19 protein-coding genes are annotated in these 22,003 nt (G+C 64.2%); 7 read left to right on the top strand and 12 right to left on the bottom strand.

Features of this window, described 5'->3' with window-relative positions:
- Positions 1-80 precede the first annotated feature (80 nt).
- From FEI13_RS05985 to FEI13_RS05970, 4 genes are all read left to right on the top strand, one after another.
- Positions 81-815: a murein L,D-transpeptidase catalytic domain family protein gene (locus FEI13_RS05985; RefSeq protein WP_138180373.1), complete on the top strand. Its 735-nt coding sequence runs from the start codon at positions 81-83 to the stop codon at positions 813-815.
- 119 nt (positions 816-934) lie between these two features.
- A complete protein-coding gene (locus tag FEI13_RS05980; RefSeq protein WP_138180371.1) occupies positions 935-1,621 on the top strand; it encodes an SDR family oxidoreductase in 687 nt (228 codons plus the stop codon).
- Positions 1,622-2,356: 735 nt separating this feature from the next.
- Complete coding sequence (locus tag FEI13_RS05975; RefSeq protein ID WP_138180369.1) at positions 2,357-3,766, top strand: sigma-54 dependent transcriptional regulator; 1,410 nt, start codon at positions 2,357-2,359, stop codon at positions 3,764-3,766.
- Between the two features lie 150 nt (positions 3,767-3,916).
- Complete coding sequence (locus FEI13_RS05970) at positions 3,917-5,032, top strand: DUF481 domain-containing protein (protein ID WP_240036449.1); 1,116 nt, start codon at positions 3,917-3,919, stop codon at positions 5,030-5,032.
- Positions 5,033-5,162: 130 nt separating this feature from the next.
- On the opposite strand, the gene FEI13_RS05965 is transcribed toward FEI13_RS05970, so the two are convergent.
- The 4 genes from FEI13_RS05965 to FEI13_RS19640 form a co-directional block, all read right to left on the bottom strand.
- Positions 5,163-5,891: a hypothetical protein gene (locus tag FEI13_RS05965; RefSeq protein ID WP_138180367.1), complete on the bottom strand. Its 729-nt coding sequence runs from the start codon at positions 5,889-5,891 to the stop codon at positions 5,163-5,165.
- 15 nt (positions 5,892-5,906) lie between these two features.
- Positions 5,907-6,581 carry a C39 family peptidase gene (locus tag FEI13_RS05960; RefSeq protein ID WP_138180365.1) on the bottom strand — a complete coding sequence of 225 codons (675 nt, stop codon included), beginning with the start codon at positions 6,579-6,581 and terminating at the stop codon, positions 5,907-5,909.
- Positions 6,582-6,659: 78 nt separating this feature from the next.
- Positions 6,660-7,139 carry a hypothetical protein gene (locus tag FEI13_RS05955; RefSeq protein ID WP_138180363.1) on the bottom strand — a complete coding sequence of 160 codons (480 nt, stop codon included), beginning with the start codon at positions 7,137-7,139 and terminating at the stop codon, positions 6,660-6,662.
- A gap of 111 nt (positions 7,140-7,250) precedes the next feature.
- Positions 7,251-8,414 (bottom strand): hypothetical protein, encoded by a 1,164-nt coding sequence (locus tag FEI13_RS19640; protein WP_138180361.1) that lies wholly within the window; start codon positions 8,412-8,414, stop codon positions 7,251-7,253.
- A 463-nt stretch (positions 8,415-8,877) separates the two neighbouring features.
- Here FEI13_RS19640 and FEI13_RS05945 point away from each other — a divergent pair, with 463 nt between their 5' ends.
- Together FEI13_RS05945 and FEI13_RS05940 are read left to right on the top strand one after the other, a co-directional pair.
- A complete protein-coding gene (locus FEI13_RS05945) occupies positions 8,878-9,912 on the top strand; it encodes a patatin-like phospholipase family protein (RefSeq protein ID WP_138180359.1) in 1,035 nt (344 codons plus the stop codon).
- A 217-nt stretch (positions 9,913-10,129) separates the two neighbouring features.
- A complete protein-coding gene (locus tag FEI13_RS05940) occupies positions 10,130-11,542 on the top strand; it encodes a PhoH family protein (protein ID WP_138180357.1) in 1,413 nt (470 codons plus the stop codon).
- Positions 11,543-11,664: 122 nt separating this feature from the next.
- On the opposite strand, the gene FEI13_RS05935 is transcribed toward FEI13_RS05940, so the two are convergent.
- The 8 genes from FEI13_RS05935 to FEI13_RS05900 all read right to left on the bottom strand — a co-directional run bounded on the left by FEI13_RS05935 (position 11,665) and on the right by FEI13_RS05900 (position 20,896).
- A complete protein-coding gene (locus FEI13_RS05935) occupies positions 11,665-11,883 on the bottom strand; it encodes a hypothetical protein (protein ID WP_138180355.1) in 219 nt (72 codons plus the stop codon).
- A gap of 81 nt (positions 11,884-11,964) precedes the next feature.
- A complete protein-coding gene (locus FEI13_RS05930; RefSeq protein ID WP_138180353.1) occupies positions 11,965-13,338 on the bottom strand; it encodes a sensor domain-containing diguanylate cyclase in 1,374 nt (457 codons plus the stop codon).
- Between the two features lie 123 nt (positions 13,339-13,461).
- The gene (locus FEI13_RS05925) at positions 13,462-14,415 is read right to left on the bottom strand and encodes a prenyltransferase (protein WP_240036447.1); all 954 of its coding nucleotides are present in this window, start codon (positions 14,413-14,415) and stop codon (positions 13,462-13,464) included.
- 13 nt (positions 14,416-14,428) lie between these two features.
- Positions 14,429-15,097: an alpha/beta hydrolase gene (locus FEI13_RS05920; RefSeq protein ID WP_138180351.1), complete on the bottom strand. Its 669-nt coding sequence runs from the start codon at positions 15,095-15,097 to the stop codon at positions 14,429-14,431.
- A gap of 79 nt (positions 15,098-15,176) precedes the next feature.
- The gene (locus tag FEI13_RS05915; RefSeq protein WP_138180349.1) at positions 15,177-16,946 is read right to left on the bottom strand and encodes an SLC13 family permease; all 1,770 of its coding nucleotides are present in this window, start codon (positions 16,944-16,946) and stop codon (positions 15,177-15,179) included.
- Between the two features lie 188 nt (positions 16,947-17,134).
- A complete protein-coding gene (locus FEI13_RS05910; RefSeq protein WP_040185674.1) occupies positions 17,135-17,341 on the bottom strand; it encodes a cold-shock protein in 207 nt (68 codons plus the stop codon).
- Between the two features lie 266 nt (positions 17,342-17,607).
- Positions 17,608-19,272 (bottom strand): GMC family oxidoreductase, encoded by a 1,665-nt coding sequence (locus FEI13_RS05905; RefSeq protein ID WP_138180347.1) that lies wholly within the window; start codon positions 19,270-19,272, stop codon positions 17,608-17,610.
- Positions 19,273-19,384: 112 nt separating this feature from the next.
- Positions 19,385-20,896 (bottom strand): CoA-acylating methylmalonate-semialdehyde dehydrogenase, encoded by a 1,512-nt coding sequence (locus tag FEI13_RS05900; RefSeq protein ID WP_138180346.1) that lies wholly within the window; start codon positions 20,894-20,896, stop codon positions 19,385-19,387.
- A gap of 173 nt (positions 20,897-21,069) precedes the next feature.
- Between FEI13_RS05900 and FEI13_RS05895 the strand changes: the two genes are divergently transcribed.
- On the top strand, positions 21,070-21,972 hold the full coding sequence (locus FEI13_RS05895) for a LysR family transcriptional regulator (protein ID WP_138180344.1): 903 nt from the start codon (positions 21,070-21,072) through the stop codon (positions 21,970-21,972).
- Positions 21,973-22,003: the final 31 nt, after the last annotated feature.

Raw genomic sequence — 22,003 nt, 5'->3', positions numbered from 1 at the left:
GCTTGTCAGTTCGCGTGATCGCCGCTCCGTCACGGAATGGACGTCGAGCCGGCAGCGCCACCCACCCGACAGGTTCCCGAATGCCGATCAATGCCCCGAGCCGATGGCTGCCCGGTGCGGTCCTCTGCAGCCTCCTGCTGCTGAGCCCCCTGCCCTCCCTGGCCAGCGACGACTTCCTGACGCAGACCGACACGCCCGCCCCCCAGCCCTTGCAATCTCTCGACCAGACCCTGCAGCGGCTGGCCCCCGGCGCCGATGCCCAGGTGATGCGTCTGGCGGCCCGCGCGCTCTCCTGCGCCGACCCGGACGCCGAGCGACTGGCGGTGATCGACTTCTCGCTGCCCTCTACCGAGCCGCGCTTGTGGGTCTTCGACCTGCAGCGTCAGCGGTTGTTGTTCAAGGAGCTGGTCTCTCACGGCCAGGGATCGGGCAATGCCGTGGCACAGCACTTTTCCAACGTGCCGGAGAGTCATCAGTCCAGCATCGGGCTGTTTCGCACCATGAACAGTTACCGGGGCAGCAACGGCTACTCCCTGCGCCTCGAGGGGCTGGAGCCCGGCGTCAACGACCTGGCCTACGAGCGTGCCATCGTCATCCACGGTGCCGACTACGTCAGCGAGGACTTCATCGAGCAGACCGGTCGGCTCGGCCGCAGCCACGGCTGCCCGGCGGTTCGCCAGAAAGTGGCGACCCCGCTGATCGACAGCATCAAGGAGGACCAGTACCTCTTTACCTACTACCCGGATCCGGAGTGGCTGGCGAGTTCGACCTTCTTCCGCTGCGACCGTGACGAGGCGTCACTGGCCATGAACTGAGGCTCCGACCAGCGCCCGGCGGCGCCCACAGGGGCGAGCAAGCCACGCGCCGGGATTGCGCAGATGTCGATGACTGCGCCATTCTGCATTCTGGCGACTCACTGGCACAGGAGAGGACGATGAAAGATCGGGTATTACTGATTACCGGAGCCTCGAGCGGCATCGGTGCGGCCACGGCCCGCGCCGCCGCCCGCGACAACTACAAGCTGGTGCTGGCGGCCCGCTCCCGGGAAAAGCTGAGGGCCCTGGCCGAGGAGCTGGGGCAGGAAAACGTCCTCGCCATCGGCTGTGACGTCACCTCCATGGACGACCAGCAGGCCATGGTCGAGCAGGCGCTGGAGCGCTTCGGGCGCATCGACGCGGTGTTCGCCAACGCGGGGCGAGGCGGTTCGCCGGGCGGCTTCAGCGGCGCCGACCACGAGGCCTGGCGCGACATGATCCTGACCAACGTCTACGGGGTGGGCTTGACCCTGCAGGCGACCCTGCCGGCACTGCGCCACAGTCACGGCCAGGTACTGCTCACGGGATCGGCCGCCGGCCGGGCCACCATCCCCGGCTCCATGTACAGCGCCACCAAGTGGGCGGTCACCGGCATCGGCTACAACCTGCGGGAAGAGCTGCGTGGCAGCGGCATTCGGGTGACACTGATCGAGCCCGGCATGGTCAACACCCCCTTCTTCGACGAGCCCCCGGGACACGCGCTGGAGGAGCGCGACATCGCTAACGCGGTGATCTACGCCCTTCAACAACCGGCTCATGTGGATGTCAACGAGATCCTCATCCGGCCCACTCCCCCCGAGGAATAAGCCCTCTCCTTCCCACCGTTTTTGGTACCCTCCATCGCTGCCTGGCATTACCCGCCAGATCCTGCGCCACGGATGGCCGCAACTCCCCCTGGCGCGGGTGTCAACGTACGCGGTCCGATCGAGCCGCTCGGTCGCCATGACGCGACAGGATAGATCGACGGGGGGCTGGACAGAGAACGCGTCCCTGGACAGGGCATTGTGCTAAGAGCTCGAGAAAAAGCTCGGTGTCGAGATGACGAGACGCTGGCGAAATGAGCCTGCTCACAAGCTTTGATGGTGCCTTCGCCTACCCGAGTACCACTCCAATCATGCCTACCAGCCTCAAGTACCAATTTCATGATGCCAATGACTAGACGCTCTCTCGACCGGTGTCGAGTTTCTCTCTCCAACCATCTGAAAATCATAGAGTTTTATTTTGATTGTGGCTCACTCATCGAGCACCGCTTTCTCCACGGCTTTGTAACATGACTTTACAATAGAGGGAGAGCCGCCAACAATTGGGACGGTAGACATTGGACAGCGATCGCTAGGCCATCGATGCGTCACTATCTCTCCACCTTCTGGCAAGGGGGTGAGGACGGTCATGTCCTGGAGGGACAGGGGCGGCGGGCATCCTGCGACAGGCATCGCGAATAAGAAATCATGAAAAGTGGGATAAGACCCGCGGCTATCAGCAGGCTTCGCAGGGCCCTGATCACCATCAACGATGGTTGCCAGCAACCATAAGGACAACTGATGATGGAGTCATCACGGCAGATCATGGCAATCGGCAATCACCCGGCCTTACCGGCCACCATTGAGGAGCTTTCTCGCCACGGATGGTCATTTTTTCAACCCAACAACCTTCATGAAGCATTGGCTATCGTTGAAGATCATGACTGTCGGATTGGACTTATCTTTGTTGAAGAAGACACCGTATCGCTACCTCTTGAAATGGAAAGAGCCTCCGAACCACCGGCGCTTCACTGGGTCGTGCTTGTCGAGGATGTTGAGCGGTTGAGTGACAAGGCTCGCGATCTGATATACAGCTACTGCTTTGCCTATCGCGCTGCCCCCCTGGACACCCGCAGCATCAACGTGCTCCTCGAGGGTGCGCTGGGCATGGCAAAGCTTCAAGACCGCTACGATGCTTACCGAGAGAGCCAGCAGAATGCTGACTTGCGCATGGTTGGCGATACGCCGGTCATGCAGCACCTCTACCGCACCATCCACAAGGTGGCCTCCGTCGATGCCCCCGTTCTGATCACCGGAGAGTCGGGGACGGGCAAGGAACTCACCGCGCGGGCCATTCATGAGCTATCGTCTCGCCGTCAGGGACCGTTCAACGTCGTCAACTGCGGCGCGCTTCCCGCAGGACTCATCCAGTCGGAGCTCTTCGGCCATGAGAAAGGCGCTTTCACCGGGGCCAATCAACGCAAGACCGGCATCATCGAGAATTCACGGGACGGCACGCTCTTCCTGGATGAAATTGGCGACCTTCCTTTGGACATGCAGGTCAACCTACTGAGGTTTCTGGAGACCCTGACGGTATTTCGCGTCGGCGGGCTCAAGGAGATACCCGTCGATGTCAGAGTCCTGGCGGCCACCCATGTCGACCTCGAAAAGGCCGTCGAGAGAGGAGATTTCAGAGAGGACCTCTTCCATCGCCTCAACGTCCTGCAAGTGCAAACTCCCGCCCTCAGGGAGCACCCGGAGGACATCGAACCGCTGGCCAACTTCTTCTTTCGTCGCTTCTTCGCCGACAAGCCGGCAAAGGTACGAGGATTCAGCCACGAGAGCCTGGTGGTGATGCGACAGCATCGCTGGCCGGGGAACATACGCGAAATGGTAAACCGGGTAAGGCGCGCCATGATCATGTGCGAGCATCGCCTGATCAGTCCCGGTGACCTGGGGCTGGAACGTCGCAATGGCCATTCCCGCGGCAGCGACTCCCTGCAGCAGGCCCGCGACATGGCAGAATGCGAGGCGATCAAGGCCGCACTGGCGCGCAACAAGCACAAGATACTTCACGCGGCGCGTGAACTGGACATCTCGCGGGTCACCCTGTATCGGCTGCTCGAGAAGCATGGGATCGACAGGAACAGCGGCCAGGATGAGGCGGCATCAGACTTTCCATCGACATCTGAGACCATTCAACTAACCTAAACATGAGCCTATATCAGCGCTTACCGGCGCGTGACGGCTCGCCCCAGGGGTGGGGCCGAAGCAACGGGGATCATTACTGCACGCCTCGAAGCGCTGCCGGTGCAGCGTAAAATGTGGCGCGTGACAAGCAACAAGAAAAGGAACGAAGCTATGAGCTCAGCAACCTCGACCGTCCGCCATGCTGCGGGCCTTCTCACCATGGTTGCCTGCCTGCCGGCCCTTGCCCAGGAGGCGGCGCAGAACGCGCAGATCCAGCCGGTGGGTCAGGAACCCGAGTCGCAGGAAGAGCGACCGCAGATCCAGGCCATCGCCGAGTACGGGGGGGTGCTCACCCCCAAGGGCCGGCTCATCCTGGAGCCCGAGTTCCAGTACTCCCACGAAAGCATCAACCGAATGACCTTCGAAGGGGTCAGCGTGCTCAGCACGCTGCTGATCGGGGTGTTCACGGCTCAGGACGTCGACCGCGACAACTACACCGCCTCGCTGACCGGCCGCCTCGGCTTCACCGATCGCCTGGAGCTCGAGATGAAGGTGCCCTACGTCTACCGGGACGAGAACGAAAGGATCAACGTCCCGATCGAGGATAGCGAGGACGATGTCTTCAGCATCGACCAAGATCTCTCCGGCGACAGCCTGGGCGATATCGAGATGGCCGCCCACTATCAGCTGAATCGCGGCCAGAACGGCATGCCCTTCTTCATCGGCAACCTGCGCTACAAGAGCACCACCGGCACGGGGCCCTTCGATATCGACCGCAACAGCGAAGGCAACCCGCTGGAACTCTCGACCGGTACGGGGTTTCATTCGATCGAGCCCAGCATCACCATGCTGCTGCCCTCGGCGCCGGCGGTCTACTTCGCCAACCTGGGCTACGTCTTTCATCTGGAAGACAACGTAAACCAGAACCTCTCCGGCGAGACTAATGATGGTAGCCCTGTTAATGTCGTTGTCGGCGACGTCGATCCGGGCGATGCCGTACGCCTCAGTTTCGGCATGGCCTATGCCATCAACCCGCGCACCTCCTTCACCCTGGGCTACAAGAACGACTTCATCGGCAAGACCAAGACCGAATACATCAATACGGATGACGGCAGCATCACCCGGGTAGAGTCGCAGACATTGAACGTCGGCTCCCTGTTGCTGGGCTGGAATTACTCACTCAATCAGGATGTGTCCGTCAACCTGGGCCTCGAGCTGGGTATCACCGAGGATGCCCCGGACACCACCTTGACCCTACGCATGCCCATCGGCATGAACGTCTTCTAAGCTGACACGCCCGGCGCGGCATCAACGTGCGGAAAGGCAAATAATAGATCCAAAAATATGAGGCTGCCTGTAAGTGGCAGCCTCATTTTTTTGCCTATGGTTCGATGCGAGAGCGATGGAAAAATCAGTGTCAGCGCAGGATGCCGGAGAAGGAATCCAGGATCGCGGCCCGTTTCCTGGCGGCGTCCAGGGCGCCGATGTTGTTGAGCCGAACACTGATATCGATTCTCTGTTGGATGTTGCGGCTCGACGCGTTACTGACCACGCCGCTGATGATGGCATCCCGGGTGATGTTGTGCAGGGCGGTGGTAAAGCCCTTGGCATCGTTCAAGGCAATACCCGAAAAATCGGCGAGGCCCGTCAGGTCCACCCCACCCGGTGTCGCGTCGGTCACCGAGATCGCGCCGTTACCCACCGGTATGGCCGCCCCGTCAGGATCACGAAAGGTCTGCGAGACGAGATTAGCGCCTGCCTGGGTGAAGTTCACGACGGAGACCATCTCGACGCGGTTGTCGATCAGCGTCTGCAGGCGGGCGCCGAAATCCACATCGAGTCCCCCGAAGTTGAAGCCGGCGCGCATCTGCCCCATTTCCTCATCAGCGATCACGGTGCCGCGGTAAAAACCATCCTGGGCGCCGCGCGACCGCAACACCTCGGCATAGAGTCTGTCCGCGTCCTGAACCGCTGCAGGTCCATAACGCTGATGGGAAGCAGTCGTGGGATCCAATGCTAACGACTCAGGAGGAACCATTCCCGAAGAAAGCGTTGCCGCCTGAGAGGCAGCCGACAGCAGCAGAGCAGTCGCACAGGCCCACCCAAGCGGGCTTGCCGTCACTCCTCTAAAAATCTGAAAGTTCATCGTGTCGCCTCCTCGTTACCGACCCAGCTCGTTATATGCGGGCAGGGTCAGCAGGCTGGCACCGACGCTCGAGCGGTTCACGCCCCTGGCGAGCGGAGAGTCGGGGCGGACGGCCCAGTCCTGGTCATGGTTGAAATGCTGGCGAGCTACCTCGATCTCGTCGCGAGCACCGAGGACCGTGCCGTTCCACACCTGCTCGAACTGCTCGCGAGGCACCACCAGGGTACCGGCGGCGGGATCTCCCACCAGGATATTGTCGGCATCGATCCCCTTGACGACGACGAAGTGCTTGTAGCCTCCGGTGTTCACCATGGTGATGGCCGGCACGCCGATGCGAATGAAATCATCCAGCGAGATCCGGAACCCATCGGCATTGAGTCCACGGCCATCCAGGTAGCGCTTCATGTCGAGCATGGAAAACCCATATCGCTGGATCTTCTCGGCGTCTCCGGCACGAATCATGGTCTCGAAGACCTCAGCCTCGGTGGTGTCGCGTTGATAGTGGTAGGTCAGCAGCGTCGCCACAGCGGCCGACCCACAGCTGAAGTCGTACTCCTGTCGAATCACCCGGTCCCAGCCCTTTTCCTGCAGGCTCTTGGCCTCGACCTGAAAGTTGCCGAACCGACCGGCAATGGTCACCTGACCGGCGATGGCGTCCATGCTGCTCGCAATGAGCAGCAGTGATGCCATGCCACAGCAAAGACTCCGATGCACGTTCATGTCGAATCATCCCTTGGTGGGCGTGTCATGTGACGGACAGTCGTCGCGTTAGTCTGAGATGAACACGCTGATCCCCACCGCGTTATTGATGGAGTTGCCGTTACCGGTGACGGCGCTGAAGATGCCGGTGCCGTTATAACTGCCCAACGCTTCCGGCGCGAAGGTGATATTCCCCGACACCATGTTTCCCCCGATATCGAAGGAGGTGTCATTCACCGACGCCTTCATCTTCTGGACGCTCTTGACCGTGTTGACATTGATGATCCTCTGCCCTTCCCGGGCCCTGGCCTGCTCCATGGTCGTGAGATCCAGCTGCTCCATGGCCGCAAAGCCCTCCGCAACTCCCTCCATGCGGCTCTCATCGATGTCGCTTCCGACCGCGGCGGTTTCTTGGTACAGGGTAGTGCTGGTCTCAGCCTGACTATTTGACGCACCCACCGCCAGCAGCGCCGCAAGGAGAAGTGAGACCGTCGCCGTGTGGCGATGACGGCCCCTGCCGGAACATGAACTGAATGTCGCATTCTTCATGGCGTGAACTCCCGAACTCCGGTCCATAGGGACGTTTCATCGAGGAGCCAGTGGAGTTTCCTCCACCGGCTCCCGACTCTTGCGTCGTATCAGCGCATCATGCGCTCCGGATCAGTTGCCGATGCTCACGTTGCTGTGAGCCGCCACGCTGGTGCCGGACAGCTGGGAGTTGTAGAGGCCGGTGGACACGTTCATGTTGTTGATGCCACCGAACGTTCCACTACCCACGGACACATTGGCCGCGCCGGTGGCCAGGCTGGCTGCCCCGCCGTTACCACCGTTGCCGCCTGCCCCGCCATTGCCGGCATAGGCGTAAGCATCACCGGTGGTGGCAGTGCCACCGCCGCCGCCGCCACCGTTGCCGTTGCCGCCGTTGCCGGCCAGGGCACCAGCATCGCCACCGGAACCACCGGCGCCGGCAGTACCCGTGCCAGTACCGGTACCGTCGCCAGTCCCGGTGCCGGTTCCCGCACCTCCGTCACCGGTACTTGCGTCGGCAGTGGCTGCAGAGTCAGCCGCAGCGTCCTGCGCTGAGTCGAAGCTCCCCGTGGAGTCATCATCGGAGAAGTCATCATTGACTGTTCCGATGCCAGCCAAGTTACCGGCGCCAGCACCTGACAAAGAGCCAGCACCGGCATTAGAGTTTCCGCCTTGGCCGGCACCAGTGCCCACGCCAGCACCGAGCCCGACACCACCGGCATCGCCGCCTGAGGCATCGGTCAAGGTAATCGCACCGGCATCACCGCCGTCACCGCCATTACCGTTACCGCCTGCGCCACCGACACCGATGCCGACGTTGGCGGAAAGCGCACCGCCACCTTGTCCACCGTTAGCACCGGCAGCACCGCCACCACCATTGATATTGATAGTGGCGCCCGTGACGTTCGAGTTCATCTCCTGCAGGGAGATGACGCTGGTAGAGGTGTTATAGGACTCGCTCATGGCCCAGGCATCGCCGCCACGACCAACCGAGCCGCCGTTGCCACCGGTGCCGGTCCCGGCACCATAGCCGCCGGTACCACCATTGGCCCCGATGGATTGGTCATCGTTGGAGTCGTCGTTGTTTGTGCCTCCATTAGCATTTCCACCAAAGCCCAAGCCGCTACCAGCACCACCATTGGCGTTACCGCTGTTGCCGCCAACCGCGGTGGCCGTGGAATTCACTTGCTGGTCGACTTCATCGGCGAAGCCTGCGCTCGGGTTGGCATGCGCCGTGGAGATGGCCATCACCATGGCCAGCAGAGGGGTACCCGCTACTACGAGATACTTTTTCATGATCATGTCTCCATTTGTTGTGTCTGCTGCAGCCTGCGAACTCGCGCCATCGTCCTAAGCATTCGATTCTGGACCCTTGAATGACGCATCCTGCTCGCAGTCACTAATCCAGGAGCATGATCCATGCCAGTTAAGAAACTACTGCATGTAATCGACTGTAAAAACGGGAAATTTATATAAGCCGGACACTTAACAACCGGTGAAGGCATCGCCACGCCGTTTTGTAACTGAACGGTTAGTGCATCATTTATGAAACAGTGGATCGGCAAGAAAGCCTGATATACCGCTAATTCATTTCAGAAACAGAAGATTACCGATAGCACATGAAGTGACTCGGCAACGTTACAGTCAGGCATCGATAACAGCACCAGACCGACCAGCAGTCGGCTGGCCGCTCTCCATTACTGCCGTTAAGCTGGAGATGATGCGCTGCAACAGCAGCTAAACAAGCTAAGGAGCGAAAATGAGCGAGAGACGACGGATCGACCTGGCCCTGCAGGGCGGGGGCGCTCACGGCGCCTTCACCTGGGGAGTGATGGACCGATTACTCGAAGACGAGCGCATCGAGATCGAGGGCATCAGCGGGACCAGTGCCGGCGCCATGAACGGCGTGGTGATGGCCGATGCCCTGACCCGCGGCGACGAATCCACCGCCCGCGTGGCCTTGCATGACTTCTGGCGGGCGGTGAGCCGAGCGGGCATGGCAAGCCCCGTGCGCCGCACCCCGCTGGACGTGATGACCGGCAACTGGAGCCTCGACCACTCCCCGGGCTACCTCGCCCTGGATCTGATGAGCCGGCTGGTCTCGCCTTACCACTTCAATCCCCTCAACCTCAATCCGCTGCGCGACATCGTCGCCAAGCGAGTCGATTTTGACCGAGTACGCGCCTGCGAGCATCTCAAGCTCTTCGTCACCGCCACCAACGTGCGCAGCGGCAAGCAGCGGATCTTTTCCCGCGAGGAAATGAGCCTCGATGCGGTGATGGCGTCGGCCTGCCTGCCCACCGTCTTCCAGGCCGTGGAGATCGACGGCGAGGCCTACTGGGACGGCGGCTACATGGGCAACCCCTCGCTCTCACCACTGCTGCACGACTGCACGGCGGGCGACATCCTGATGGTACAGATCACGCCCATGCATCGTCAGGAGCTGCCGACCAGCGCCGCTGACATCCTCAACCGTCTCAACGAGATCACCTTCAATGCCGCCCTGATCAAGGAGGTGCGCATGATCGCGGTACTGCAGAAGCTGCTCGGTGATCATGACATCGACATCGGCTGCTACGGGGAGGCCCGGCTCCACCACCTCAGCGGCGACGAGCCTCTCTCGCACCTCTCGGTGTCCAGCAAGCTCAATGCCGAGTGGGCCTTCCTGTGCCATCTGCACGACCTGGGGCGCGCAGCCACCGAGGCCTGGCTGGCCGATCACTTCGAGGCGCTGGGCCATCGCTCCACGCTGGACATGGAACGCATCTTCCAGGAGGTCGAATCCGCTCGCTGAGCCAGCGTTGATGGCGCATCATGATATTGCATTGCAGCATCCGTAAACGGCGTCCATGCTCGAATCAGGCTGGCACTGCGCCGGTAGCTACGACAACCAGGCCACCAGGAGGCGACACGACACCTATCTAGCGGGACGACATCGCTTGCGCCGCTGTCACCTATCTGACATCGCGCGCCGGCAGTGTCGACACCATGACACCAGGAGAACTGCGCCGATGGTACTCATCGACAAGAAGGCCACCCGGCTCTACGTGCTGGACACCAACGTCCTGATCCACGACCCCGCCGCCCTCTACCAGTTCGACGAGCACGAGGTCGTCATCCCCATGACCGTGCTCGAGGAGCTCGACAAGCACAAGAACGGCATCCGCGAGATCGCCCGCACCGCCCGCCAAGTCAGCCGCACCCTCTCGGACCTCACCGCCAACGTCGATATCGACCAGATTCGCAACGGCATTCCCATCCCTAGACTCGTCGGTCCCGAGGGTCGCCTGCGCCTGCTCTGCTACAACGACCTGAAACCGCTGGACCCGCTCGAGGAGAGCCCCGACAACCGGCTGCTGGCCGAGACCTGCCGCCTGCGCGACGAGCGCCCCGACGCCTCGGTGATCCTGGTCACCAAGGACATCAACCTGCGGGTCAAGGCGGCGGCCCTAGAGGTGCCGGTCGAAGACTACCTCACCGATCGCGCCTTCGATGACAGCGACGCCATGATCGACGGCGCCCGGGTCTATCCCGATGCCGGCCACGACGGTAGCGGGCTGTGGGACAGCCTCGAGGTAGACGTGAAGGTCGAGCGCCGGGATCATCGCGTCTTCTATCGTCTCGGCGGCGACATGCCTCGCGAGTGGCACCTGGGCATGCTGGTCTCCGACAGCGACGAGGGGGCCAGTTTCGAGGCCATCGTGCGCGAGGTGGGGCCGAAGCACGCCCACCTGGAGCTGCTCACCAACTACCGTCACGGTACCAGCGTGTGGGGCGTGCATGCCCATGACAGCCGCCAGAACTTCACCCTCAACCTGCTGATGGACGAGGAGATCGACCTGGTCACCATCGCCGGCAGTGCCGGCACCGGCAAGACCTTCATGACGCTGGCCGCCGCCTTCCAGCAGACCCTGGACAGCAAGCGCTTCGAGCGCATCGTCTTCACGCGGGCGCCTATCTCCATGAGCGAAGACATCGGCTACCTGCCCGGCACCGAGGAGGAGAAGATGTCGCCCTGGATGGGCGCCTTCCATGACAACATGGACAACCTGCTGCGCGACGAGCACGACGGCAGCAGCACCTGGAACCAGGAGGCTACTCGCCAGCTGCTGGGCTCACGGGTGCAGATCCGAGCGCCCGGCTTCATGCGCGGACGCACGCTCAACGACACCTTCCTGATCATCGACGAGGCCCAGAACTTCACGCCCAAGCAGCTCAAGTCGCTGATCACCCGGGCCGGGCGCAATACCAAGATCGTCTGCCTGGGCAATGTCGGTCAGATCGACACCCCCTACCTCACCGCCAACACCTGCGGCATGGCGGCGGTGGTCCAGCACTTCCGCGACTGGCCCCACGCCGGCCACGTCACCCTCAAGAGCGTCGAGCGCTCACGCTTGGCCCTGGCCGGCGAGGAGCTGCTCTAAAAGGCACCGCTTCAAGAGGAACCGACCTCAACGCCGAAGGGCCGGCGCCTCGCGGCCCGGCCCTTCTTTATGGTCCACCACGCGGAGATTCGCCTCGCGATGGTTCGCTTAGCGATGGCTCCTCAGGCACCGCGGTTGACCGCCTTCTCGATCAGGGCCTCGCTCTCGCTGCCGGGCCCCTTTCTCAGCACGGACTGCGCCTCGTGCCACAGGCAGATGAAACGATGGCAGGAGGCGCAGTGCACCTGGTCATCGGGGTTCTTCACCTGGGAGACCCGCATCAGGTGACTGCCGCAACTCGGACAGGCGACCGGCAGGCGAAAGTCTTCCGACAGGGACATGGCATGGCTCCTCGTGTTGTGGTGTCAGTAATCCCCATCCTGCCGATCTCGACGGCGTTTCTCCAGCCATTCGGCTCGCGATCAGCGGGCGCGCTCCTGGGGCTCAGGGTAGCCCGGCGCCGGGACGAGGCGATTGCGCCCCTCGTGCTTGGCGCGATAGAGCGCGCCGTCGGCCTGGGAGAGAGCGAGCTCGAGGCTGCCCTGCGGGGGCATCACCGCCAGTCCCAGGCTGACCGTCACGTCCAGAATCTCGCCGTGCACATCGAGTGCGATCGCCTCCACCGCGGCGCGCAGACGCTCCAGCACGCTCCAGGCTTCCTCTGGCGACGTATCCACCAGCATGACGGCAAACTCCTCGCCGCCGATGCGCGCAAAGAGATCGTAGGGGCGCAGGCAGTCGCGACAGGTCGTGGCGAACGCCTGCAGGGCCAGGTCGCCGGCGGCATGGCCATGCGTATCGTTGAGCTGCTTGAAGTGATCGATATCGAGCATGGCCAGGGGCACCGCCCGTCCATGACGCGCGGCGAGGGCTCGTACGGCCTCACCATAATCGAAGAAGGCACGACGATTGAGCACCCCGGTGAGCATGTCGGTGCTGACCAGCTTCTGGGTGCGCTGCTCTTCCCCCTTGCGCGCGGTGATATCCAGCAGCACGCCGTCCCACAGGGTGTCGCCGTCACGCTGCCGGAGGGGGGTAGCCCGCCCCTCGATCCAGCGGACGTCGTCACCGAGGGCGAGGCGAAACTCCAGCGTCCAGGGCGTCAGGCTGACCGCCGACTGCGCCAGGACGGTGCTGAGCCGCTGACGATCGTCATCGTGGACCCGCCCCAGCAGCGTCTCGGCGCTATCCATCACGGTCTGCGACGAGAGACCCGCCAGCGCCTGAAGCCCGGCACTGAAGTAGCGGAACTCGAGATCGCCCCGCGCCGACTGGCGAAGCTGGAAGACCACGCCGGGGAGCCGGTCGAGCGTCCCCTGAAGGGAGGCGAGCAGGGCATGATCGTGCAGGGCGCCCTGATGCAGTTCGGTGATGTCGTGCAGGGTCACCAGCAGGCGCAGCGCCTCACCCGGCCGAGTCTCCAGCGGCTGGAAGACACCCTGCTGATGGATTTCCTGCCCGTCAGCCCGGCGGCACAGCAGCACCCCTCGCCAGGGCGAACGACGTGCCATGCAGCAAGCCAGAGCCCGGCGGATATCGCCGTGCAATGGATCCACGTCCAGGCAGGTGACGCGACGACCGAGCATCGTGTGGGCCGGGTGACCGCTGTAGTGCTCGAAGCCGGGGTTGACGCTCAGGATGATGCCATCGGCATCGACGAGCATCGCCACGCCTGGGAAACCGTCCAGCAGCGACGAGGCCAGCGATGCCTGCTGCCTCCGGGACGAGGCCCAGTGCCGCCAGTGATCCCTGATGCGTGCCATGCCCACCGTCCCGGGCTTCCCCGCGTCGATCATGAAGGCTCTCCTGCCCCTCGTACATCTCACACCCTAGCCCAGGATGGTCGAGGACACATGTCCGATGCCCAACGCACGGCAGGACCACAGATCTTCGGCGCCGCCGCCATTCGAGCCGATGCCTCAGGCGGCGAGCCAGAGCCCCAGGTTGAGCAGCGAAAGGCTCGCCAGCAGCAGCGCAACGTTGAGTCCCAGCAGTGGCAACAACCCGGCGAAATCGCCGGCATCCACGTCGCTCGGCAGCCGCCAGAGGCCCACGATGAGTCGAAGGGCCACGGGCGCGGCCAGCCACATCAGGCCGGTCTCGGCTGGCAGCCAGCCCGCGGCCCAGGCCAGCGGGACCACCAGGAAGGCGCCAAACACCAGCACCGCCACCAGGCGTGCCGCCCGCCGGGCGCCCAGCATGATGGCCAGGTGATGGCGTCCCACCCAGCGGTCGGGCTCGATGTCCGGCAACTGGTTGGCCAGCAACAGGGCACTGACCATCAGGGTCGGCACCGCCGAGACGGCCAGCGCCGTGGCGGAGAAGCCGCCGGTGAGGGCATGGTTCGCCCCGATCACCATCAGCGTACCGAACCCCACCCCCGGCGCCATCAGACAGAGCCAGGGCCGGCGAGTCAGCCAGCCGGTATAAGCCACCACCAGCGCCAGGCCGAGCAGGCCGTAGAGCAGCAGCGCGGGGCCGGCACGCCACAGGCACCAGGCGCCAATGATCACGACCCCAGCCAGGCAGGCCAGTGCGGCACGATGCACCGCCCGGGCCGCATCTGGATGCTCGGGTAGCGCGCCGCTGCCACCAGAGAAAGGCGTACGCCGGGTGGTAGCATCCAGGCCGCTCGCGAAGTCGTGATGCTCGTTGAACAGGTTGACCGCGGCATGGGCCAGCAGCGCGGCGAGCAGCACCAGCAGAATCGCGGCGCCCTCCGGCGCCCGGCCGTCGAGCCAGGCGCTGGTCACCGCGAGTCCCGCGCAGAGCGGCGCCAGCACCAGGAAGTTGGGACGCGCGCATCGCCAGCAGACGCGTAACACGCCCGCCGAGGAGGTAGCGGCCATCACGCGAGCGTCACGATCGGGCATGGCCAGCCGCCGCTCAGCGCGCGAGCCGCTCGGCCAGCCAGCGGCCGATATCGCTGATCTGCTGCGGGCAGAGCGCATGGGCCATGGGATAGCGGCGATAGTGCGCTGGATACCCGAGCGACAGCACACGATCGTATCCGGCCCTGCCCAGCGCCTCGGGCACCACCGGATCGAAGCTACCGTGGTGGACCTCGATGGGCAGCGCGCGATTAGCCTCGGACAGGGTGATGCTGTCGGCCGTGGCGAAGTAGGTGGAGAGCGCCAGCAGGCCGCCCAGCGGTGCCTCGAAGGAGAGCGCCGCCTGGTAGGCCACCGCGCCGCCCTGGGAGAAGCCCGCCACGATGATCCGGCGACTGTCGATGCCATGCTCGATCTGCTCGCGCACCATGGCCTGGATACGCTCGGCGGAGGCCAGCAGCTGCGGCTCGTCGATCTGCCGGTCGAGGCTCATCTCCTTGATGTCATACCAGGCCGGCATGGTCATGCCGCCGTTGACGGTCACCGGAAGACGCGGTGCATGGGGCAGGATGAAGCGCACCGCGGCCTCGTCGGGCAGAGGCAGTGCCGGCACCAGTGGCTCGAAGTCGCGGCCGTCGGCGCCCAGGCCATGCAGGATGATGACACAGGCGTCGGCCGGCTGGCCGTTTCTCGGCTCGATGATCAGTTCGCCGGGGTGGTTCATGAAGTCGCCTCCTGGGCCGGAAATCGGGTCGGTCGAAGGACGACACCCTACCGCAAACGCCGCCCGGCGGCGAGCACGCTCAGAAGGGCCAGAACAGCGGGATCAGGGTCAGCGCCACCAGGGCGATGAGCAGGTTCAAGGGGCCACCGAGGCGCAGGAAGTCGCCGAGGCGATAGCCTCCGGGGCCGTTCACCATGAGGTTGGTCTGGTAGCCGATCGGCGTCAGGAAGCTCGCCGAGGCGGCGAACATCACCGCCACCACGAAGGGCATGGGACTCACACCGAGGCTCTCCGCTCCGGCCATGACTACCGGGAAGGTGATCACCACGGCCGCGTTGTTGGTGACCAGCTCGGTGAGCAGGGCCACCAGCAGATAGCTTCCCACCAGCAACAGCCAGGGATTGCCGTCGGCCAGCACCAGCGCCAGGCCGGCCAGCGTGGCCGCGGCGCCCGAACTCTCCAGGGCGGCCCCGAGCCCGAAGGAAGCGGCGATGGTCAGCAGCACCTGGGTATCGAGTCCGCGCCGCGCCGCCCCGACCGAGCAGCAGCCAGTGGCCAGTGCCAGCAGCGCCCCGAGCATGGCGGCCTTCATCATGCTCATCACCCCGAAAGTGGCCAGCACCACCACCCCCGCCAGGATGACCCAGGCCAGCCAGGCCTTCTCGTGGACCGGGCGCGCGGCGCCGTTGACCTTGCTGATCAGCAGGAAGTCCCGCGACTGGCGATGACGCTCGATGAAGGGCGGCCGCGCCTCCAGCAGCAGCACATCGGCGGGCTGCAGGCGGATCTGGCCGAGGTTGCCGGCGACCCGCTCGCCGCCCCGGCAGACCGCCAGCACTGCCGCACCGTAGAGGGTGCGGAAGTGGCCATCGCGAATGCGCCGGCCGATGAACTGGCACTGGCCGGAGACCACCGCCTCCACCAGGCGCCGCTCCTTGAAGTCCTTCTCGAGGCTGGAAGCGCCCTGGCGAGTCGGCACGAGCCCGCGAATCTGCTGCAGCTCCACGGCGCCCTCGCTGGTGCCAGCGAACACCAGTCGGTCGCCACCCTTGAGGTGTTCGCCGGGCCCCACCACGCTGACGACATTGCCGTCGCGCTCGATCTCGACCAGGAACAGCGCCTGCAGGTGGCGCAGGCCGGCCTCCTCGACCGTGCGATCCACCAGCGGGCCATCGGGCGCCACCTCCATCTCGATGGTGAACTCGCGGGGATTGTCGAAGGCCGAGGCGGCGCCCCGCCGCGCCGGCAGCAGGCGCGGCCCCAGCAACAGCAGATAGAGCAACCCCACCAGGGCCACCGGCACGCCGACCCAGGCGATGTCGAAGAGGCCCATGGCCAGGGAAGGATCGCGATCGACCAGCAGGCCGTGGACGACCAGGTTGGTGCTGGTGCCGAAGAGGGTGATGGTGCCGCCGAGGATCGAGGCGAAGCTGAGCGGCATCAACAGGCGGTGCGCCGGCACGGCGACACGCCGACTCCAGCTCAGCACCGCCGGGATGAAGGTCGCCACCACCGGCGTATTGTTGAGCAGGGCGCTGAGGGAAGCGACCGGCAGCAGCAGGCGCAGCAGCGCCCTGCTCTCGCTGCGGGGACGCCCCAGCACGTGGCGGATGATCAGGTCGATGCCACCGGTCTCACGAATGCTGGTCACCAGCACGTACATGAAGGCCACGGTAAACAGGCCCGTGCTCGAGAAGCCAGCCAGCGCCTGGGCCGGTTCGATCACGCCGAGGGTCAGCAGCAGGATCACCGCGCCGAGCAGCACGATGTCGGGACCGACGCGCGAGAAGGCCATCAACGGGAAGACGGCGATCACGGTGGCAAGGGAGAGCCAGGCATCCAGCGGCATGAAGGGGATCCGGTCGCAACAGAACGAGCCCCATTGTGAACGCCGCCGGTTATTCTAAAAAGTTATTTTTAGAAATCTAGAAATAACTTTTTAGAACATAGAAACCGAAAGACCGCCCACGCGAAAGGCCCGCTTTCGCGGGCCTTTCTCGACTGCCGTCAGGCAGTCACATCAAGATCGGTCGACGTTCAGCCGATGACCTGGATGTTGGAAGCCTGGAGGCCTTTCTTGCCCTGAGTGACGTCGAAGGAGACCTTCTGACCGTCTTGCAGGGACTTGAAGCCTTCTGCCTTGATCTCGGAGAAGTGAGCGAACAGGTCGTCACCGTTGTCGTCCGGAGAGATGAAGCCGAAGCCTTTAGTGTCGTTGAACCACTTGACGGTACCAGTAGCCATGATCGAATTCCTCGAATAGCGTTAGATTGTGCCGGGAAATACCCGAGTTGCAGTGGGTAAAACAAGAAACTTTCACCGGGAAATCGACGCTATGAGCTTTCGATGACCGCTTGGACGTTCCAATTGCTAACCAACTGCGCGCATAGTGCGCCGTTGCCGAAGGCAGGTCAAACCTTATTTTTCTCGCGTGACGAGAAAGTGCGAGGAAAGTGATGGGAAGGTGGCGGGCCGACATCGCCCCCGCCTTCCCCCGATCGTGGCGGACGTCATTGAGATTTCAGGATCCATCCCGCCGCCTTCTCGGCAATCATCAGGGTCGGCGAATTGGTATTGCCGCTGGTGATGGTGGGCATGATGCTGGCATCGACGACTCTCAGACTCCGAAGACCGCGTACGCGAAGGTGGGAGTCGACGACCGCCATGGGGTCGTCGTCGCGCCCCATCTTCACGGTGCCTACCGGATGGAAGATGGTGGTGCCGATGTCGCCGGCCAGCCGCGTCAGGTCCTCGTCGGTCTGGTACTCCACGCCGGGCTTGACCTCCTCGGGGGCGTACTTGGCGAAGGCCGGCTGCCCGGCAATGCGTCGGGTGACGCGCAGCGAGTCCGCGGCCACCTGACGATCTTCGGGAGTGCTCAGGTAGTTAGGCGCGATGGCCGGTGCCTGGCGCGGGTCGCGACTCTTGATGCGCACCGCGCCCCGGCTGGTGGGATTGAGGTTGCACACGCTGGCGGTGATCGCCGGGTAGTCGTGCAGCGGCTGGCCGAAGGCCTCCAGGCTCAACGGCTGGACGTGGTACTCGAGATTGGGATGCTCGTAGTCCTCGGAACTGCGCGTGAAGGCGCACAGCTGGGACGGCGCCATGCTCATGGGCCCGGAGCGTCTGAGAACGTACTCCAGGCCGATCTTCGCCTTGCCCATGAGCGAGTTGGCCATGGTGTTGAGGGTCTTGGCCCCCGTCACCTTGTACACCGAGCGGATCTGCAGGTGATCCTGCAGGTTTTCCCCCACGCCCGGGAGGTCGGCCACCACGGGGATGCCGTGCGCGGCCAGCAGATCCGCGGGGCCGATCCCCGAGAGCTGCAGCAATTGCGGTGAGCCGATCGCGCCCGCGGAGAGGATCACCTCACGGCTGGCCGTTGCCACGACCCTCTCGCCATCCCGCTCGGCCTTGACACCACAGCAACGCGGCTCGCCGCCTTCGCCCTTCTCGACCTCGAGTCCCAGCACCTGGGTGGAATGCCACAGGGACAGGTTGCCACGCTTCTCGACGCCACGCAGGAAGGCCTTGGACGTGTTCCAGCGCCAACCAGAGCGCTGGTTGACCTCGAAGTAGTCGACGCCCTCGTTGTCGCCACGGTTGAAGTCGCGCGTCCGTGGAATGCCGGCTTCGACGGCGGCGGTGGCGAAATCATCCAGCACCTGCCACTTCAGGCGCTGCTTCTCGACGCGCCACTTACCTCCGTGGCCATGGAAGTCACGGTGGGCGGCATCGGCGTCTCCCCCGTCATCCAGGCGATGGTGATCCTCATGCTTCATGAAGTCGGCAAGGCAGTTCTCCCAGCGCCAGGCGTCGTCGCCGGTGAGCTCGGCCCAACCGTCGTAGTCGCGAGCCTGGCCACGCAGGTAGAGCATGCCGTTGATGCTGGAGCAGCCACCGAGCGTCTTGCCGCGAGGATAGATCAAGGAGCGGCCGTTCAGGCCCTGGTCCGGCTCGGTGCGAAACCGCCAGTCGGTACGGGGATTGTCGATGCAGTAGAGGTAGCCCACCGGGATATGAATCCAGTGGTAGTTGTCACGACCGCCCGCCTCGATCAGCAACACCCGGTTGGCCGGATCGGCACTGAGGCGGTTGGCGAGCAGGCAGCCGGCAGTGCCGGCGCCCACCACGATGTAGTCGAAGGCTTGCTTGTCGTTGGAATGGTCAGCCATGGCATGCTCTCGTTCGACATGCCGGCCATACCGCCACCCGGGTGGCGTTACACGGTCAGTTGGCGGACACCACCTGGCCGGCCGGCATGCCTGTCGGTCGTTGAGGGAGGAGTTACTTGGACGTCGGCATCGCGAACTCGGCCCCGTGCTCGATGGAGCTCGACCAGCGCTGCATGATCGACTTCTGCTTGGTGTAGAAGCGCACGCCCTCCTCGCCGTAGGCGTGGGTGTCACCGAACATCGAGCGCTTCCAGCCGCCGAAGCCGTGCCAGGCCATCGGCACCGGGATCGGCACATTGATGCCCACCATGCCCACCTGGATGCGGCGGCCGAACTCACGGGCCACGCTGCCGCTCTCGGTGAAGCAACTCACGCCGTTGCCGAACTCGTGATCGTCGATCAGCTGGATCGCCGTGGCCACGTCCGGCACCCGCACGCAGACCAGCACCGGACCGAAGATCTCCTCCTTGTAGATGGTCATCTCCGGCGTGACGTGATCGAACAGGGTGCCGCCCATCCAGAAGCCGTCGGCACAGCCGTCACCGGTCACGGAGGGATCGAAGTCACGACCGTCGACCACCAGTTCGGCGCCCTCGGCCACGCCCTTGTCGATGTAGCCGGTGATGCGCTGGTGAGCCTGGGCCGTGACGATGGGGCCCATCTCGGCATCCAGCTCCAGGCCGTTCTTGATCTTCAGCGCCTTCGCTCGCTCCGCCAGGCGCGGCACGATGGTGTCGGCCACATCACCCACCAGCACCGCCACGCTGATCGCCATGCAGCGCTCGCCGGCGGAGCCATAGGCCGCACCGATCAGGGCATCGACGGCCTTGTCGAGGTTGGCGTCGGGCATCACCACCATGTGGTTCTTGGCGCCCCCCAGGGCCTGGATACGCTTGCCGTTGCGCGCACCACGCTCGTAGATCAGGTTGGCGATGGGGGTGGAGCCGACGAACGAAAGCGCCTTGACGTCGGGGTGGTCGAGCAGCGCCTCCACCGAGTCCTTGTCGCCCTGCACTACGTTGAACACGCCGTCCGGCAACCCAGCCTGCTTGAACAGGTCGGCCATCAGCAGCGAGGCGCTGGGATCCAGCGGGCTCGGCTTGAGGACGAAGCTATTGCCGGCGGCGATGGCCAGCGGGAACATCCACATCGGCACCATGGCCGGGAAGTTGAACGGGGTGATACCGGCGACCACGCCCAGCGGCTGGCGCGTGGTCCAGTTATCGATGCCGGTGCTGACCTGCTCGGTGTAGTCGCCCTTGAGCAGCTGCGGGATGCCGCAGGCGAACTCGACGATGTCGATGCCGCGAGCCACCTCGCCCTGGGCATCGGTGAACACCTTGCCGTGCTCCCGGGTAATGGCTTCGGCCAGCTCATCCTTGTGCGCATTGAGCAGTTCGAGGAACCGGAACAGCACCCGCGCGCGGCGGATCGGCGGGGTATCGGCCCAGGCGGGGAAGGCGGCCTTGGCGGCGACCACGGCCGTGGCCACATCGGCCGGGGAGGCCAGGGCCACCCGGCCGGTCACCCGGCCGGTGGCCGGGTTGGTCACGGCCTGGTGCTGGCCGGATTCGCCGGGTGACATTTGCCCATTAATATAATGCTGGATGCTGGCTGTGGTCATGGTCGCCTCGTCTTGTCGTTGATGGGATCATCGTCAGAGCGCATCACTGCTGATATCAGAAGCGATGCCATGAACGCCAAGATTAGCTGGACCGTTACCAGGATCAATTGAGTAATTTCTAACCGGGATATAAGGTTTATAAATATCTCAGGACACAGGAGCGACACACCACCATGCAGGAGCTTCAGACCCTGCGCGCCTTCGTCACCGTCGCCCGGGAGGGCAGCGTGTCACGAGCCGCCGAGCGTTTGCATCTGACCCAGCCGGCGGTCAGCCTGAAGCTCAAGCTGTTTCAGGAGGCCCTGGGCCTCACGCTCTTCCAGCGACATTCCAAGGGTTTGTCGCTGACCGACGACGGCCAGGCCCTGGTCCCCGCCGCCGAGAAGGCCCTCGCGGCCATGGCCGCCTTCGAGCAGAACGCCCGTGCCCTGCACAGCACCCTGCGTGGCCGGCTGAAGATCGGCACCATCGTCGATCCCGAGTTCATCCGCCTGGGCGCTTTTCTGAACCGCCTGGTGGAGCGAGCCCCGCAGCTCGAGACCGAGCTGCAACACGGCATGAGCGGGACGGTGCTGGAGTGGGTGCGGCGCGGGGAGCTCGACGTGGGCTTCTTCCTGGCGCCGCCCGGCGAGGGGCCGGGCGACCCGGAAATCGCCCATTGCGAGCTCACCCACTTCGACTACCACGTGATCGCCCCGGCCGGCTGGGGCAGCCGTCTGGCCGGCGCCGACTGGTCCCGGCTCGCCACCCTGCCGTGGATCACCACGCCCAAGAATTCCGCCCATCACCGCCTCCTGCACGGCGTGCTCGACCCGCTGGGCATCGTGCCCAACGGCGTGGCCCAGGTGGACCAGGAAGCCTGCATGCTGGACCTGGTACGCGCCGGGGTGGGGCTCAGCCTGGCTCGGGACGCCCTGGCCATGACGGAGCGCCAGGAGCGCGGCCTGACGGTCGCCGAGGGCGTGCGCCTGCCCTGCGCGCTGAGCTTCGTCTGGCGCCGCGACCGCGGCGAGGAGGCGGTGATCGCCGAGGCGCTGGAGGTGCTCACCGGCGTCTGGGGCGCGTTGGCGCCATGACACGTCCACATCGGACATGACACTTCCATAC

This window comes from Halomonas urmiana, assembly GCF_005780185.1.
Classification (GTDB): domain Bacteria; phylum Pseudomonadota; class Gammaproteobacteria; order Pseudomonadales; family Halomonadaceae; genus Halomonas; species Halomonas urmiana.
The sequence above is the reverse complement of the archived record's forward strand: the minus strand, read 5'-3'. Positions and strand labels throughout refer to the sequence as shown.